This is a genomic window from Rathayibacter sp. VKM Ac-2760, assembly GCF_009834185.1.
In the GTDB taxonomy this organism is placed as follows: Bacteria; Actinomycetota; Actinomycetes; order Actinomycetales; family Microbacteriaceae; genus Rathayibacter.
Map to the genome: position 1 here is coordinate 1,893,142 of NZ_CP047173.1, position 15,855 is coordinate 1,908,996.

Consider the following 15,855-nt stretch of genomic DNA (forward strand, 5'->3'; position numbering starts at 1 on the left):
GGAGGTCGTCACGGGCGGGCGGCGCGCGGGGCGTCAGTCGTAGCGGGCCTCGGCCGCCCACTCTCCGTCGAGGCAGAGCAGCAGCCAGGCCACGCCGTCGGAGTCGACGACCTGGAAGCGGTCGTAGCGGACGGCGGTGCGCGCGTCCCACCACCGCTCGTCGATCGGCCAGGGGCCGGCCCAGCCCGTCACCGGCTGCAGGCGGGACTGCGAGGAGCCGGGCGCGAAGTAGGCGGGCACCGAGGTGAGCGAGCCGCGGCCGTCGACCGAGACCGGCTCGCCCCGCGGCCCCCGCACCAGGACCGCCGCGGGCTCGGCGAAGACCGTCGGAGGCAGGGGCGGCGGCAGCGCTCCCGGCCAGGGCAGCCCGCGCGGCCGGGCGTCTCCGGGCTCGCGATCGCCCCAGGGGATCAGGTGCTGGCGATCGCGGAGCGAGCGGCCCCCGCCGACCGACGCCGTGACGACGGCCTCGTGGCCGAGCATGCTCTGCACCCGGCTGAGACCGTGGTGCACCCGCTCCTCCGGAGCCGTGCCCCAGAGCCCCTGCTCGTGGTGGCCGATCGCGTCGACCGCCTCGGGCTCGACCGAGAGGCGCGCGATCGGCGCGCCGAGCCCGGCGTCGATCGCGCCGCTGCCCTGGAGCTGCCAGCGCAGCCGGTCGACGACATCGCCCGGGGTGAACCAGCGCGGGTGCAGCCAGCTGCGCGAGGACACCTCGCCGCGGTCGCTGACGACCTCGATCCGGATCGCCGTCGCGACCAGCTGCGCCCGGGTGAGCCCGGCGACGAACTCCTCCGCCGGGACGCGGAAGGCGAAGGCGGCCTGATCGATCCGGTCCAGCGGCGGCTCGAACTCGAGCGCGCGGTCGAGCCGCTCGGGCGGCAGCCGCGGGACGACCGTCTCGATCTCGGCGCCCGAGGCCAGCACGTGCGCGCGCGCCCCGTCGGGGCCGAACCGCGCGGAGACGTCGTCGCGGGGCAGCTGCGCGAAGGCGCCGAGGGTCCGCACGCCCAGCCGGCGCAGCAGCGCGATCAGGTCCTCGCCCTTCACGGGCGCCCTGGTGCGCGTGCCGACGGCCTCGGTCTCGAGCGCGTCGAGCGGGAGGGGGGCCAGGAAGGCGGCGCTCTCGCCGGCCGGCACGATCGACACCGCGGTGCCGGAGTGCTTGGCGGCCAGCTCGGAGGCGAAGAGGCCGTCGGCGACCCCGGCGCGCGCCAGCGGGACGCCCAGCTCGGCGAGCCGGTGCAGCACGGCCTCCGCCGCGGACTGCTCGCTGCCGTAGTACCGACGGGGCCCCCGGGCGCGGATCGCGCAGAGACCGGGGCGGATCAGCTGCACCCCCGGCGTGATCTCCTCCAGCGCCTGCACCAGCGGCTCGAAGGCGCGGTGGTCGAGCACGGGGTCGTAGGGGAGCACGGCGAGCCCCGTGCAGCGCGACTGCGCCTCGCGGATCCGCATCCCGCGGCGGACGCCCTCGGCCCGCGCCCCGGGGGAGCAGGCGAACACCCGGCTCTTCTCGGTGAGCGCGAGGGGCGTCTCCGCGTCGAGCCCGGCGTCCGCCGCGGCGGCGAGCAGGGGCCAGTCGGGGCACCAGACGAGGATCGTGCGGCGCAGCTCGAGAGCGCTTGCGGAACGGCTCATCTCACACCGCCCGCTCGTGCAGGGTCCGCTCCTGAAGGCGAGCCGGCCCGCCGAGCACGCCGAAGGGGTGCGCGGTGCCGGGCATGCTCATCCGCACGGTGCGCACCCGCGTGCCCGCTCGGCCGACGACGTCGACGAGCGCCTCTCTGGTGCGCAGATAGCCGTGGCCGGCGCCGAGCCCCTCCCAGCGGCTGCTGCGGATGCTGAGGCGCGCCTCGGCCTGGGGCCACTCGCCGAGGACGACGAGCGCCGCTCCGCGCTGCCGCAGGCGGGCCCCCAGCCGCGAGACGTCGGCCGAGGAGACGGAGGCGGGCGGGCGGGTCAGCACGACGGTGAGGACGTCGACCAGGGCCGCGGTGACCGTGAGCCAGTGCTCGGCGGGGGAGGGCACGAGCACCAGCCGCTCGAGATCGATCCCGAGGCCCGCCGCCGCCTCGGCGCCGAACTCGGGGACGCCGACGACGCCGCACCAGGAGCCCTCGGAGGACGGCCCGGCCAGCAGCCCCATCGCCAGGCTCATCGAGCCCTCGACCGAATAGGCGGCGCCCTGCTTGAGCGACCCGCCGGGCAGCACCGAGGCGAAGGCCGGCAGGGTCGCCAGGCTCTTCGACTCGAGCGTCGTCGCCTGCATGTCGCGGATCCGCGACTGCAGCTCCTTCACCGACGCGAGCTGCCGCAGCAGCGGCTCCGCGGTGTCGGCGACCCCCGGGGAGGGGTGCGGGGAAGGGGGGCTCATCTGCCCATATTCGAACATGTGTTCGAGTATGTCAATCGCCACCGACATCCGCCGCGCCGGGTGCCGCACCGGTGGACAGGGCCTCGGATCACCCCCTGTGGAGGAGCTCCGACACCCCTCCGCCCCGCCCCTCCGCGGGCCGGGTCAGGCCGTCAGACCCGCAGCCCGTGGCCGAACCGGAACAGCGGATCCGCCGTGTCGAACGGCACGTCCGGCCGCCGGGCGGCCGCCGCCGCCATCGAGCGCGGAAGATCCATCGGCAGTGTGCCACGCGCCTCCGACACTCCGAACACCACGTCGAGCACCGCGGCCCCCGACGCACCGAAGTCGCCCAGCAATGCCGCCGCGGAACCGACCAGCGGAGTGAGGATCGCCGGCCGGTCGAGGAACACGTCGACGACCGTCGGCACCTGCGCCGCCACCTGCAGCACGTGATCCACCACCTCGTCCGGGAAGTCGAGCGAGCCCGCGTGGAAGACGTTCTCGAACGCCGTCGCGCGCCGCTCGAACGGCGCCTGCAGCCGGATCACCGCGAGCTCCGCCTCCGCCGGCGCATCGACGACGACGCCGTACTCCGCGGCGACCGCCGGATCGATCCCCTCGACGTAGAGCCGGAGGCCCCGCCGTGCCGGCAGGACGCCGTCCTGCGCCAGCACCGTGATCGCCGCGCGCTGGGCCGCCTCGCCCGCCGCGCGGAACTCCGCCGAGCCGACCACCGTCTCCGCCGCCGCCGCGTCGACCGCCCGCTCGTCGAACAGCCCGAGCACGAACTTCTCCCGCAGCAGCCGCCGCGCGGACGCGTCGAGCCGCTCCTCGACCACCGTCCCGCCCTCGACCAGGGCGACCAGCGTCTCCGGGATCGACTCGCCGCCGAACTGGTCCACGCCGGCCTCGAGCGCCTTCGCCATCCGCTCCGGGACCGACAGGTGCTCCACGCCCCAGGCGCGCGCCACGTGGTGGTCGCCCATGATGTCCGAGTCCGAGAGCAGTCCCCAGTCGGTGCAGACGATGCCGTCGAAGCCGAACCGCTCGCGCAGCAGCCCCGTGATCACCGAGCGGTTGAAGCCGAAGCCGACCTCCTCGTGCTCGGTCCCCACCGGCATCCCGTAGTACGGCATGATCTGGCTCGTGCCCGCCTCGAAGGCCTTCACGAACGGCCGCAGGTGGTACTCCGCGTTGCCGCCGGGATAGACCTGCTCGCGGCCGTAGGGGAAGTGCGGGTCCTCGCCGTCCTTCTGCGGTCCGCCGCCGGGGAAGTGCTTGATCATCGTCGCGACCGACCGCGCTCCGAGCGATTCGCCCTGGAAGCCACGGATGTAGGCGGCGCCCAGCCGCCCGGTCAGCTCGGCGTCCTCGCCGAAGGTGCCGACCTGCCGCGCCCAGCGCGACTCCGTCGCCAGGTCGATCTGCGGGTGCAGCGCGACGCGCAGGCCGACCGCGAGGTACTCCTGGCGCGCGATGTCGCCGAAGCGCTCGACCAAGGCCTCGTCGCCGATCGCGGCGAGCCCGAGCGGCTCCGGCCACTGCGAGAACGCCTCCGCCTGCGCCCCGGTGCCGGGGTTGTCGGTGAAGGAGTGGCGCGGATCGGTGGAGAGCGTCACGGGGATGCCGAGCCGGCTCGACGCCGCCAGCTCCTGGACGCGGTTGTGCCACTCGGCGAGCTCGCGCGCCGTAGCGGTCCCGCCGCCGAGCAGGTTGAAGTGCGACATCCGCTTCTCGAGCACCATCGCCGCGGTCGAGGGCAGTCCGAACGCGCCGTCCTCGGCGAGCGCCCCGCCCTCGCCCATCACGACCATGGTCTGGAAGAACAGCCCCGCCTTCTCCTCCAGCGTCATCTGGCCGAGCAGGATCTCCACCCGCTCGTCCACGGGTCGCAGCGGATCGAGGTAGCGGCGGTCGATCTGCTCGTCGAGCGGGTCGCCTGCGGGTGCCGACGTCGGTGTCATGGGCGCGTCCTTCCAGAGGGGAGCCCTCATCGGCTCCGCGAGAAGGATACGACGAAAACCGACCGGCACTCGGGAAATCCGCGCCAGGCGGGGCCGCCGCGAGCACGCCCCTACCATGGGAGCCATGTCCGACGCCCTGCCCGACTCCGCCGCGACCGCCTCGTCCCCCGCGGAGCCGCGGCGGACCCTCGTGGTCAAGATGGGCTCGAGCTCGGTGACCAAGCAGTCGGGTCCGGATCCCGTCCTCCTCGCCAGCGCGCTCGAGAGCGCCTTCGCCGCCCGAGACCTCGGCTGGGACGTCGTCCTCGTCTCCTCCGGTGCCGTCTCCTCCGGCCGCGCGCTCTTCGCCCGCGCCCAGGACGCGCCGATCAGCCCGCGCCTCGCCGCGGCGGTCGGGCAGACCGTGCTGATGGGCTTCTACCGGTCGGTCGCCGAGCTCTCGGGGTCCCTGGTCGCGCAGATCCTGATCGGCGAGTCCGATCTGGCCTCACCGAAGCAGATGGCGCACGTCGCCGAGGCGATCCGGCACGCGCTCGACGCGGGCGTGGTGCCGATCGTGAACGGCAACGACACCATCGACTCCGCCGGCTCCGACAACGACGGCGTGGCCGGCGGCCTCGCGATGCTCCTCGGCGCCGATCTGCTCCTGCTGCTCACCGACGTCCCCGGCGTCTTCGCCGGCAGCATCGCGGAGGGCGTGCACCTCGACGAGCTGGGCATCGCCGAGCTGCGCAGCATCGGCGTGCAGAAGGGCGGCACCGGCCGAGGCGGCATCCGCTCGAAGCTGCGCGCGGCCGAGCTCGCGGCGCACAACGGCGTCTCGACGCGCATCGCCGGCGCCCGCACGCCCGAGGTCATCCTCGGCGCGCTCGACGGCCCCGGCCCCGGCACGCTCGTCCGCGCCGTGCACGGGCACCCCGTCGTGGAGCAGCGCTGGATCTCGGGCGTCGCGACCTCGCGAGGCCGCGTCGAGATCAACCTCGAAGCCGAGCGGAGCATCGCCGCCGGCTCGAGCCTGTTCGCCTCCGGGATCAAGCGCGTCTCCGGCGACTTCGTCGGCGGCGACGTGATCGAGGTGCGAGCGCTCAGCGGCGAGCTGCTGGCGCGGGGCGTGTCCCGGGTGTCCTCGCGACTGCTCACCCTCGTCCGGGCGCTGCGGGTCGACGAGATCGCGCGCGTGTTCGTCGCCGTCCTCGCTCACGCCGCAGAGGCGGATCCCGCGGCGGTCACCCGCGACGGCGACCGCCCTCAGCTGACCCGCGCGCTCGAGTACGCCCGCGCCCTCTCCGTCGAGCACGGCCGCGCCGTGGCGATGGAGATCGTCTCGCTGTTCCCCGCCGAGAGCATCGCGGCGCTGGTCGGCCAGGGTGCGGCGGTCGAGGAGCTCGTCGAGCGCTACACGCGGCTCGTCCGGACGCTGGCGATCATCGGCAACGAGCAGCTGGCCGTCTTCCGCGACTGACGGCGCCGGGAGTCCGCTCCGCGGCACGGATCGCGCCAGACGATATGAATCGCGCCAGATCACTGCATAGAACGCGCCATCACTGGGCTCTCCGTGTCACTTATGGCGCTCGCCAGGGCCCCGCATGCTCTTCTGTCCTCCTCAGGAACGGCGCCGCTCACCGGCGCCCCGATGGATTGGATCAGCATGAGCGCCTCCGCAATCGCCCCCGTACTCACGAGCGCGGCCCGCACCCGCCGTCCGGTCGACGGACCCATCTCGGTCGAGAGCTACCAGTCGGCCCGCCTCGCTCGCCGGCTCGCCCTCGTCGAGAAGACGATCCGCGAGTGCGAGCGCGCCCTGCGCGGCTCCTTCGACCGGCGCACCGGTGCCGCCGTCCCGCCCGCCGTCGGCGCCCACCGCGACCAGCTCCTGAGCAACCTCGCGGTCGAGCACTCGCTCGCCGAGCGGCTCCGCGGAGCCCTCGGCGCCTCCGCCTGACGGTCCTGCCCTCCCGACGGTCCTCTTCGCCTGAAGGTCGTCCCCGGCCGGCGACCCGCTGGGCACTCGGAGCCCGATGCGGCACCATGGCCGCATGGTCACCATCACCGTCGCCGGACTCGCCCAGCACTTCCACCCCGCCGAGCGCGGCACCGTCCGCCTCGAGATCCGCCGCGAGTCGCGCTCGCGCCCCCAGGCGCTCGCCGAGGTCACCGCGCTGCACGCCCGCGTGCGCGAGGAGGCCCGCGCCGAGCAGGCGTCCGGAGCGGCGACCTGGTGGTCGGCCGACCAGGTGTCGGTCTCGACGATCCAGCGGTACCTCAAGGATTCGGACGTGACCGAGCTCTTCCACGTCGCGGCGGCGAGCGTCCGGGTGAAGTACCGCGACTTCGACGCTCTCGGCCGCTGGGTCGCCTCCGTCTCCGAGGTGCCGGGGATCGTCGTCGGCGGAGTCGACTGGGACGTCACGGCCGCCCGCCGCGCGAGTGCCGAGCGCGAGGTCCGGGTCGCCGCGGTCCGGGATGCGCGTGAGCGCGCCGCCGCCTACGCCTCCGCCCTCGGGCTCGGCGAGCCCCGGGTGCTGACCCTGTTCGAGCCCGGACTGCGCCCGCACACCCGGATCGAGGGCGGCTCGGCCGTGATGAGCCGCGCCATGGCCTTCCAGGCCCAGGAGCAGCTCGCGCTCAAGCCGGAGGACATCGAGGTCTCGGCCTCCGTCTCCGCCGACTTCGAGGCGAGCTGAGCGGCGATCCTCGCGCGCGCGCCTCCGTGAGCGGGAATAGCGCGGCTCCGTCCGGCGCTGAAGCAGTCATGGTCTCGCGCATCGGCTTCCTCTCCTTCGGCCACTACCAGTCCGTGCCGGGGTCGCTGACGCACACCGCGCGGGACGTCCTCCTGCAGACCATCGAGCTCGCCGAGGCGGCCGAGGAGATCGGGATCGACGGCGCCTACGTCCGCGTGCACCACTTCGCCCCGCAGCTCGCCTCGCCGTTCCCGCTGCTGTCCGCCATCGCCGCGCGCACCCGCCGGATCGAGATCGGCACCGGCGTCATCGACATGCGCTACGAGAACCCGCTCTACATGGCGGAGGAGGCGGCCGCGACCGACCTCATCTCCGGCGGACGACTCGAGCTCGGCGTGAGCCGGGGATCGCCCGAGACCGCGCTGCGCGGCTCCGAGGCCTTCGGCTACGTCCCGGAGGCGGGCACGACCGACGCGGACCTCGCCCGCCGCAAGGTGCAGCTCTTCCGCGAGGCGCTCGCCGGAGCACCCGTCGCCGAGACCGACCCGGCCCGCTCCGGGTTCTCGAGTCCGCTCGCGATCGAGCCCCGCTCACCCGGTCTCGAGGACCGCATCTGGTGGGGCGCCGGCAGCTTCGCCACCGCGCGCTGGGCGGCCGAGCAGGGCATGAACCTCCAGTCGTCCACCCTCCTGCTCGAGGAGGAGGGCGTCCCCTTCGACGAGCTCCAGGCGCGCCAGATCCGCGAGTACCGCTCGGCCTGGGCCGAGGCCGGCTGGGAGCGCACCCCGCGCGTCTCCGTCTCGCGCAGCGTCCTCCCGATCACGACCGACCTCGACCGCCTCTACTTCGGCGGCCGCGGCGAGCGCGACCAGGTCGCCTCCCTCGAGGGCGTCCGCGCCCGCTTCGGCCGCAGCTACACCGGCGAGCCCGACCGCCTCGCCGAGGAGCTCGCCGCCGACGTCGCCGTCCAGGAGGCGGACACCCTCCTCCTCACCGTCCCCAACCAGCTCGGCGTGGAGTACAACGCCCGGCTGCTGCAGACCGTCGCCGACGCGATCGCCCCGGCCCTCGGCTGGTCGCCCGCGGGAGTCGTCGCCGCCTGACGAATGCTGGTCGAGTAGCCCCGGAGGGGCATATCGAGACCCCGCGTCATCAGCACAACGGGTCTGCAAACTTCGCTTCCGGAGAGGGTGCATCTCGATGCGCCCGCTCCGCGGGCTACTCGATCAGCAGGGGACGCGCCGCCTGACGAAGGGGAGTGGCTGCGCTGTCGATCCTCAGCTCGCCGAGAGCTCGATCCTGACGTCGTCGAGTCCGTCTGACGAGACGAGCACGGTGATCGGCCCCGCGCCGGTCGGACGGACCACGGCGAGCGCGCGGCCGTCGAAGGTCGTCCGCTCGGTGGCGTCGAAGCGCTCCGTGGTGGCGGGTGCTCCGCTGCCGAAGCCCGCGAGCAGGCCCGCGCCCTCGACGGTGACCGAGACGACCCGGTCCGCGCCCGTGAACAGCACGCCCGCCGCGTCCCGCAGCTCGATCGCGAGGAAGCAGAGGTCGGTGTCGTCCGCGCGCAGCTCCGTGCGGTCCGCCGTCGCGGTCAGCACCGCAGGTCCGACCGCGGACACGAACGAGGTGCGTCCCGTCTCGCGTCCGGACCGATACGCCACCGCCGTCAGCGCGCCCGGCTGATAGACCGTCTCGATCGACGCCAGCATCGGCCGCACCCCGCCGACCGCAGCACGCGCCACCTCGACGCCGTCGAGCAGCAGCGCCACCTCGTCCGCGTCCGCCGCAACCTCGACGGTGACGGGGGAGTCCTCGAAGCCGGGCCAGGTCCAGGAGTCGACCGAGTCGCTCCACGCCCACGGCGACTGCATCGTCACCGTCTGCCCGTGCCGCTCCGGGCGCACCACCGCGATCGCCGGCTCCGAGCGCAGCCCGAAGACGATCTCGCGGTAGTAGGACGCGGGCCGCCGCCACCCGGTGATGTCGAGATCGCCGCACCACGCCGTCAGGTACGGGTACTCGCGCTCCAGCGCCCCGTTCGCCGCCGGGTCCTCCGCGTAGGAGGTGGCGCCGATCCCGACCTCGCCGAGGTAGTCCCAGCCGGTCCAGGTGAAGTCTCCGATCACGTTCGGGTTCGCCAGCACCTTCGGCCAGAGGTCGCCGATCTGCGAGGGGAAGGTCTCGGACCCGACGATCACACGCTGCGGGAAGAGCTCGGCGTCGCTCGCGTAGCGGCCGTCGGCGTAGTTCAGCCCGAGCACGTCGAGCGCGGCGCTCGATTCCGCCGTGCGGCGGGTGACGGCGTCGGAGGAGCCGATCGCCGCCATCATCCCGGCTCCGGCCTCGCCCATGAGCTCGTTCAGCCCCTGCTCCGAGGCGAGGATGCTGTCGAGCTCGTCGAGCACCGCCAGCGTCGGATTCACGCCGTTGGTGACGGGCCGCGTCGGGTCGAGCAAGCGCACGTGCTCCGCGAGATCGCGGGCCAGCACCGCGCCGTGCGGGGTGCCGACCTCGACGATCTCGTTGCCGATCGAGTAGAGGATGACGCTCGGGTGGTTGTAGTCCTTCGCGACCAGCGACTCCAGGTCGGCCCGCCACCACTGGGCGAAGTCGAGAGAGTAGTCGTGGTGCGTCTTGCCGCGCACCCACATGTCGAAGGCCTCGTCCATCACGAGCATGCCGAGGCGGTCGCAGGCGTCGAGCATCGACGGCGAGGCGGGGTTGTGCGCCATGCGGATTGCGTTGAAGCCCGCCTCCTTGAGCAGCTGGATCCGCCGCTCCTCCGCCCGGGCGATCGAGGCGGCGCCGAGGACGCCGTTGTCGCTGTGGATGCACGCGCCGCGCAGCAGCACGGTCTCGCCGTTGATCCGCAGTCCCTTCCGCGGGTCGACGGTGACGGTGCGGATGCCGTGCACGGTGACGACGTCGTCGCCGACCCCGATGCTCGTGCGGGCGCTGTGCAGGGCGGGGGAGTCGACGCTCCAGAGGGCCGGCTCCTGGACGTAGAGGCGCTGGCGCACCAGGGCGGTGCGACCGGGGGCGACGGTGACCGGAGTCGTCGCGCGCTCGACGACGTTCCCGGACGGTCCCGAGAGCTCCGTCGAGACCGTGAGGGACGAGGTTGTGAGTCCGCGGTTGACGATGCTGGCAGCGACCTCGACCACGGCCTGGTCGTCCTCGACGCGCACGGTCGTGATCCGCACGCCGTCCGGCTCGATGTGCACGGGCTCGTCGACGTGCAGCAGCACCGGCCGGTGCAGCCCGGCGCCGGCGTACCAGCGCGAGTCCTGGCCCGAGCGCACCTCGATCCGCAGCGTGTTCGTCTCACCGAAGCGCAGGAACGGCGTCAGCTCCACGAAGAAGCGCGCGAAGCCGTCGGCGCGGTTCCCCGCGAACTCGTCGTTGAGGAAGACCATCGCGTGCCGGTAGGCGCCCTGCACCTCGAGGCGCACGACCCTGCCCGCCCAGTCCGCCGGCACGTCGAAGCTCTTGACGTAGGAGTAGGCGCCGCCCGGGTAGTAGGCCGCGCCGCCCTTGGACACCGCCTCCGGCGAGCGCTCGGCATCGCGCAGCGCGTCGTGCGGCAGCGTCACCGCAACGGAATCGTCGGCGCCGCCCTGCACCGCGGCGAACGGCCCGCGCGGTGCCCGGACGATCCAGCCGGAGGTGAAGGAGGTGGTCGTCATGGTGCGTCCGTTCGATCGAGGTCGTCCGGCACGGCACCGGGCGAGAGGTGAGACCCGTACTTTCGACGAGGAAACTATTTCATTCGGTTTCTCACCCGGCGAGAGCCTAGGAGCGGCGCTGTCAGAGGTCAAGAAGACGTGCCCTCGGTGCAGTTCTCTCCGTTCGCGTCCTCGCCTCGGATGACCGGGGCACTTCCCTTGCGTGATCGATAGGCTTCCTCTCATGACAGAGCAGGAGCTGAAGTCCGTCTCCGATGTCGCGACAGAGCGCGGCGTCAGTGCGGCGCGCATCCGTCAGCTCATCGCCGAGGGGCGCATCCGGGCGGAGAAGGTCGGAGGCGTGCATGTCATCAGGGGTGGTCAGGACATCTCATCGCCGCGCGTGTCTCGCCCGCTCGGCGACCGGATGGCGTGGGGACTCGTCGCCGCGCTCTCGGGCGCGGTGGACCCGGCCCTGACGAGGTCCGAGCGGAGTCGCATCACCCGGATGATCCAGCGACTCGAGAGCGCGGAGGATCCCGTGGCGGTGACGCGCTCGTGGACCGCGGAGCTTCTGCCGCCGGAGTCGCTGGAGCTGCCTACGGAACTCGTCGAGCAGCTGCAGGGGGAGCGGGAGCTCCTCCCCGTCGGGGCATCGGACACCCGAGCGGGCCGGCGCGACGTCAGCCGCCTCGAGCTGCTCGTCTCCACCCGGTTGAAGGCTCAGCTCCGAGAGGAGGTCGCCGCAGCCGGCACGTCATCGACTTCCGTGACCCTGCATCACGTCCCCGATGAGCGGTGGCCGTTCGTCAGCGAGGGACCGGTGCCGATCGGGCTGAGCATCGCCGCGCTCGCGCGACGGACCGACCGGACGACGGCGCTCGCCGCGCGCCGTCTCCTGAGACGCGCCCTCCCCTCCCACGCGGCGGTCGTGGCCGAGGTCGAGGCGGATCGTCGCGACCGTGATCGGTCACTGCGTCGTGAGACCACTCGCTCCGTCCAGCTCCACCGCGCCGCGCTGGAGCTCCTCGACCGCTCTCCGGACTTCCGTCCTCGGGCGGAAGCGCGGCTCGAGCAACTGCGAGGCAGGGTCCGCGGGGATGCGCACCAGTGGCTGGACGAGTGGGCTGAGCTGCTCCGCAGTCCGCTCTCCACCCAGATCCAGGCCTTGCTCGCGGAGACGGAGCACGCCCACGACCTGCGCTCCGTCTCACCGCTCGCCGGGCTGATCCCGGACGAGGAGCGATCGGCGCTTGTGGAGGCGAGCGCGTGAACCGGGCCGAGCTAGAGCACGGGATCCGCGCCACGACGGAGATCATCCAGGCCGACGAGGTGATCATCATCGGCTCCCAGTCGGTGCTGCTGCACGAACCGCCGCGCCAACGAGAAGAACCCCCCGATCTCCATGAGATCGAGGGGTTCTATTGGTGTCCGAGGGGGGACTTGAACCCCCACGCCCTATACGGGCACTAGCACCTCAAGCTAGCGCGTCTGCCATTTCCGCCACCCGGACGAGTGTTGTTTCCAGCCTGCGTTTCCGCGGCCGAAGAAGACATTAGCACGCTTCGCGGGCCTCGGATGACACCGGGGGAGAGGGCGCCGTGAGCCGGCCGGTAGCGTGGGGGCATGACGTCCTCCGACAGCGCCGCCGCCCCCTCCGAGTCGGATCTCGACGAGACCGCGATCATCGCGCGGGACCTCATCCGGTTCGACACCAGCAACTACGGCGACGGGAAGGCCGAGCCCGAGCGCGAGGCCGCCGAGTACGTCGCCGCCCGTCTGCGCGACCTCGGGCTCGAGCCCGAGCTGATCGACTCCGACCCCGGCCGCACCAGCGTCGTCGCCCGCGTCGCGGGGGAGGACCGCGAGCGCGGCGCCCTCGTCGTGCACGGGCACCTCGACGTCGTCCCGGCGATCGCGGACAACTGGAGCGTCGACCCGTTCGGCGGAGTGATCAAGGACGGCATGCTCTGGGGCCGCGGCGCGGTCGACATGAAGAACATGGACGCGATGATCCTCGCCTCCCTCGGCGACATCCTCGGCAGTGGCCGGAAGCCCTCGCGCGATCTCGTCATCGCCTTCTTCGCCGACGAGGAGGCGGGCGGCGTCCGCGGCTCCGGCCACCTCGTCAAGACCCGGCCCGAGCTCTTCGCCGGCGCGACCGAGGCGATCAGCGAGGTCGGCGGCTACTCGATCGAGCTCGGCGGCAAGCGCGCGTACCTCGTGCAGACCGGCGAGAAGGCTCTGCTCTGGCTGACGCTGCGTGCGCGGGGCACCGCCGGGCACGGCTCGCAGATCAACGGCGAGAACGCCGTCACCCGCCTCGCCCAGGCGATCGCCCGCATCGGCAGCGAGGAGTGGCCCACCCGCCTCACCGACACCACCCGCGAGCTGCTCGGCGAGGTCGCCCGCATCCTCGGCCACGACCCGCAGCGCAGCACTCCGGAGGAGCTCGCGCTCGCCACCGGCACGGCCTCGCGCTTCATCGCGGCGACGCTGCGCACGACGGCCAACCCGTCGATGCTCTCGGCCGGCTACAAGGCCAACGTCATCCCCGACACCGCGGAGGCGACCATCGACGTCCGCGTGCTCCCCGGCGAGGAGGACGCGGTGCTCGAGCGCTTGAAGGTCCTCGCCGGCGAGCACGTCGAGATCCTGGTGCAGCACCGCGACATCGGGCTCGAGGTGCCCTTCGCCGGGCCGCTCGTGGAGAGCATGGCCGCGTCACTGCGCCGCTTCGATCCGGAGGCCGAGGTGCTGCCGTACCTCCTTTCGGGGGGCACCGACAACAAGGCTCTCTCGACGATCGGGATCACCGGCTACGGCTTCGCGCCGCTGCAGCTGCCGGGCTCGCTCGACTTCCCGGCGCTGTTCCACGGGGTCGATGAGCGGGTTCCGCTCGACGCACTAGTGTTTGGCAGGAAGGTCCTGACCGATCTCCTCCTGCGTTCCTGATGGTCAGATCCATGACCGCCACCGACCATCTGCTGGCCGACGACGCCCCAGCCCTCCTCGAAAGTGACGCATGGGCCTGCTCGAAGCGCTGATCCTGGGACTCGTCCAGGGTCTGACGGAATTCCTCCCCATCTCCTCCAGCGCCCACCTCCGGATCGTGAGCGAGCTGCTCCCCGGACTCGACGGCAAGGACACCGGAGCGGCGTTCACCGCCATCACGCAGCTGGGCACCGAGACCGCGGTCATCATCTACTTCTGGCGCGACATCGTGAAGATCGTGTCGAACTGGTGCCGCTCGCTCGTGGGCAAGGTGCCGCGCACCGACGCCAACGCGCGGATGGGCTGGCTGATCATCGTCGGCAGCCTCCCGATCATCGTGCTGGGCCTGCTCTTCCAGGACCAGATCGAGACCACGCTCCGCTCGCTCTGGGTCGTCGCGACCACCCTCATCGTCTTCGGCATCCTGCTCGGCATCGCCGACGCGGTGGGCGCGAAGAAGCGCCGCCTGCGCGACCTCAACGTCCGCGACGGCCTGATCTACGGAGGCGCGCAGGCGCTCGCCCTCGTCCCCGGCGTCTCGCGCTCCGGCGGCACCATCACGGCCGGCCTCTTCATGGGCTACGAGCGCAAGGCCGCCGCGCGCTACTCCTTCCTGCTCGCGATCCCCGCGGTCTTCGGCAGCGGGCTCTACCAGCTGTACAAGAGCATCAGCGACCCGGAGATCCCGCCGAACCAGATCCAGGTCGGCGGGCTCGAGACGCTCGTCGCGACGATCGTCGCCTTCGTGGTCGGCTTCGTCGTCATCGCCTTCTTCATGAGCTACATCTCGCGCCGCAGCTTCCTGCCGTTCGTGATCTACCGCATCGTCCTCGGCGTCGTCCTCATGGTCGCGCTGAGCACGGGCCTCCTCGCCGCGTAGATGCGCACCTGGAACGCGCCGGTCGTCCCGGCCCTGCCCGGTCGCGGACCCGTGCCCGCCGTGCACGACACCGCGACGGGTGCGCCCGTCGAGCTCGTCGCCGACGACGGCACCGCTCGCCTCTACGTCTGCGGCATCACCCCGTACGACGCGACCCACCTCGGTCACGCGTCGACGTACCTCGCCTTCGACACGGTGCAGCGGCTCTGGCGCGACGCGGGCTACTCCGTGCTCTACGCCCAGAACGTCACCGACGTCGACGACCCGCTGCTCGAGCGGGCGACGCGCGACGGGGTCGACTGGCGCGACCTGGCCGAGGAGCAGGTCGAGCTGTTCCGCGGCGACATGGCCGCGCTGCGGATCCTGCCGCCCGATCATTACGACGGAGTCACCGAGACCATCGCGCCGATCGCGGAGGCGGTCGCCCGCCTCGAGCGCGCCGGCATCGCCTATCGCGTCGCCACTCCCGATGCCGCCGTCGACGGTGGCGAGGACCTCTACTACGACGTCGCCGCCGGAGAGAGCGACGTCTGGCGCCTGGGCAGCGAGAGCAGCCTGGACGCCGCGACGATGGCGTCGCTGTTCGCGCAGCGCGGGGGAGACCCCGACCGCGCGGGCAAGCGCGACCCGCTCGATCCGCTGCTCTGGCGCGCCGAGCGCGACGGCGAGCCCGCCTGGGACGCGGCCGTCGGCCGGGGCCGCCCGGGCTGGCACATCGAGTGCTCGGTGATCGCGCTCGACCGCCTCGGGCCGGAGTTCACGCTGCAGGGCGGCGGGAGCGACCTGATCTTCCCGCACCACGAGTTCAGCGCGGCGCACGCGGCGTCGCTGTCGGGGCGGCCGCTCGCCCGGGCCTACGCGCACGCCGGCATGGTCGCCTACCAGGGCGAGAAGATGAGCAAGTCGCTCGGGAACCTCGTCCTCGTGTCACGGCTGCGGGCGCAGGGGACGGATCCGCGCGCGATCCGCCTGGCGCTGCTGGCGCACCACTACCGCTCCGACTGGGAGTGGCTGCCCGGCGATCTGCCCGCCGCTGAGGCCCGCCTCGCGCAGTGGGAGGCGTCGCTCGCATCGACCGGACCGACGTCGGCCGCGGACGTGCTCGAGCGCGTGCGCGCCGCGCTCGCGGTGGACGTCGACACCCCGGGCGCCCTCGCCGTGCTCGATGATGCGGCCGCCGCCGGGGTGGACGACCCCGCGCTCCTGCGCGACGCGATCGACGCGCTGCTCGGCGTCCGCCTGGGCTGAGCCTGCGCCCTGACTTCGGGCGACACCGGATCTCGATACGCCCGCTCCGCGGGCTGCT

The 15,855-nt window shown here is 72.8% G+C and carries 12 protein-coding genes and 1 tRNA gene; 8 read left to right on the forward strand and 5 right to left on the reverse strand.

The annotated features are described in order from the left end of the window. Nucleotides 1-33: 33 nt before the first annotated feature. From GSU72_RS08525 to GSU72_RS08535, 3 genes are all read right to left on the reverse strand, one after another. Nucleotides 34-1,641, reverse strand: a complete 1,608-nt coding sequence (locus GSU72_RS08525; RefSeq protein ID WP_159984625.1) for a DNA polymerase Y family protein — start codon at nt 1,639-1,641, stop codon at nt 34-36. Between the two features lies 1 nt (nt 1,642). Further along, a complete protein-coding gene (locus GSU72_RS08530; protein ID WP_159984626.1) occupies nt 1,643-2,377 on the reverse strand; it encodes a hypothetical protein in 735 nt (244 codons plus the stop codon). A 152-nt stretch (nt 2,378-2,529) separates the two neighbouring features. Continuing rightward, nucleotides 2,530-4,323, reverse strand: a complete 1,794-nt coding sequence (locus GSU72_RS08535) for a glycoside hydrolase family 3 N-terminal domain-containing protein (protein WP_159984627.1) — start codon at nt 4,321-4,323, stop codon at nt 2,530-2,532. A gap of 124 nt (nt 4,324-4,447) precedes the next feature. Between GSU72_RS08535 and proB the strand changes: the two genes are divergently transcribed. From proB to GSU72_RS08555, 4 genes are all read left to right on the forward strand, one after another. Next, nucleotides 4,448-5,785: a glutamate 5-kinase gene (proB, locus tag GSU72_RS08540; RefSeq protein WP_159984628.1), complete on the forward strand. Its 1,338-nt coding sequence runs from the start codon at nt 4,448-4,450 to the stop codon at nt 5,783-5,785. A 186-nt stretch (nt 5,786-5,971) separates the two neighbouring features. Continuing rightward, a complete protein-coding gene (locus GSU72_RS08545) occupies nt 5,972-6,265 on the forward strand; it encodes a hypothetical protein (protein ID WP_159984629.1) in 294 nt (97 codons plus the stop codon). 94 nt (nt 6,266-6,359) lie between these two features. Next, nucleotides 6,360-7,007: an SIMPL domain-containing protein gene (locus tag GSU72_RS08550; RefSeq protein WP_159984630.1), complete on the forward strand. Its 648-nt coding sequence runs from the start codon at nt 6,360-6,362 to the stop codon at nt 7,005-7,007. 68 nt (nt 7,008-7,075) lie between these two features. Then, nucleotides 7,076-8,110: an LLM class flavin-dependent oxidoreductase gene (locus GSU72_RS08555; protein WP_159984631.1), complete on the forward strand. Its 1,035-nt coding sequence runs from the start codon at nt 7,076-7,078 to the stop codon at nt 8,108-8,110. A 174-nt stretch (nt 8,111-8,284) separates the two neighbouring features. Here the strand turns inward: GSU72_RS08555 and GSU72_RS08560 are convergent, their stop codons facing one another. Beyond that, nucleotides 8,285-10,696: a glycoside hydrolase family 2 TIM barrel-domain containing protein gene (locus tag GSU72_RS08560; RefSeq protein ID WP_159984632.1), complete on the reverse strand. Its 2,412-nt coding sequence runs from the start codon at nt 10,694-10,696 to the stop codon at nt 8,285-8,287. Between the two features lie 223 nt (nt 10,697-10,919). Here GSU72_RS08560 and GSU72_RS08565 point away from each other — a divergent pair, with 223 nt between their 5' ends. After that, nucleotides 10,920-11,948, forward strand: a complete 1,029-nt coding sequence (locus GSU72_RS08565; RefSeq protein ID WP_159984633.1) for a hypothetical protein — start codon at nt 10,920-10,922, stop codon at nt 11,946-11,948. Between the two features lie 152 nt (nt 11,949-12,100). On the opposite strand, the gene GSU72_RS08570 is transcribed toward GSU72_RS08565, so the two are convergent. Further along, nucleotides 12,101-12,188: transfer RNA gene (locus GSU72_RS08570), tRNA-Leu, on the reverse strand. 113 nt (nt 12,189-12,301) lie between these two features. On the opposite strand from GSU72_RS08570, the gene GSU72_RS08575 reads away from it, so the two are divergent. The 3 genes from GSU72_RS08575 (at nt 12,302) to mshC (ending at nt 15,797) form a co-directional block, all read left to right on the forward strand. Next, nucleotides 12,302-13,630 (forward strand): M20/M25/M40 family metallo-hydrolase, encoded by a 1,329-nt coding sequence (locus tag GSU72_RS08575; RefSeq protein WP_123735753.1) that lies wholly within the window; start codon nt 12,302-12,304, stop codon nt 13,628-13,630. 70 nt (nt 13,631-13,700) lie between these two features. Next, nucleotides 13,701-14,549, forward strand: a complete 849-nt coding sequence (locus GSU72_RS08580; RefSeq protein ID WP_159984634.1) for an undecaprenyl-diphosphate phosphatase — start codon at nt 13,701-13,703, stop codon at nt 14,547-14,549. After that, nucleotides 14,550-15,797, forward strand: coding sequence for a cysteine--1-D-myo-inosityl 2-amino-2-deoxy-alpha-D-glucopyranoside ligase (mshC, locus tag GSU72_RS08585; RefSeq protein ID WP_159984635.1), 1,248 nt, complete (start codon nt 14,550-14,552; stop codon nt 15,795-15,797). Nucleotides 15,798-15,855: the final 58 nt, after the last annotated feature.

Bases quoted from the DNA above. Each gene is read 5' to 3' on its own strand.
- GSU72_RS08555 (WP_159984631.1), top strand. From the start codon at position 7,076: ATGGTCTCGCGCATCGGCTTCCTCTCCTTCGGCCACTACCAGTCCGTG.
- GSU72_RS08530 (WP_159984626.1), bottom strand. From the start codon at position 2,377: ATGAGCCCCCCTTCCCCGCACCCCTCCCCGGGGGTCGCCGACACCGCG.
- GSU72_RS08560 (WP_159984632.1), bottom strand. From the start codon at position 10,696: ATGACGACCACCTCCTTCACCTCCGGCTGGATCGTCCGGGCACCGCGC.
- GSU72_RS08545 (WP_159984629.1), top strand. From the start codon at position 5,972: ATGAGCGCCTCCGCAATCGCCCCCGTACTCACGAGCGCGGCCCGCACC.
- GSU72_RS08525 (WP_159984625.1), bottom strand. From the start codon at position 1,641: ATGAGCCGTTCCGCAAGCGCTCTCGAGCTGCGCCGCACGATCCTCGTC.
- GSU72_RS08550 (WP_159984630.1), top strand. From the start codon at position 6,360: ATGGTCACCATCACCGTCGCCGGACTCGCCCAGCACTTCCACCCCGCC.
- proB (WP_159984628.1), top strand. From the start codon at position 4,448: ATGTCCGACGCCCTGCCCGACTCCGCCGCGACCGCCTCGTCCCCCGCG.
- GSU72_RS08575 (WP_123735753.1), top strand. From the start codon at position 12,302: ATGACGTCCTCCGACAGCGCCGCCGCCCCCTCCGAGTCGGATCTCGAC.
- GSU72_RS08565 (WP_159984633.1), top strand. From the start codon at position 10,920: ATGACAGAGCAGGAGCTGAAGTCCGTCTCCGATGTCGCGACAGAGCGC.
- GSU72_RS08535 (WP_159984627.1), bottom strand. From the start codon at position 4,323: ATGACACCGACGTCGGCACCCGCAGGCGACCCGCTCGACGAGCAGATC.
- mshC (WP_159984635.1), top strand. From the start codon at position 14,550: ATGCGCACCTGGAACGCGCCGGTCGTCCCGGCCCTGCCCGGTCGCGGA.
- GSU72_RS08580 (WP_159984634.1), top strand. From the start codon at position 13,701: ATGGGCCTGCTCGAAGCGCTGATCCTGGGACTCGTCCAGGGTCTGACG.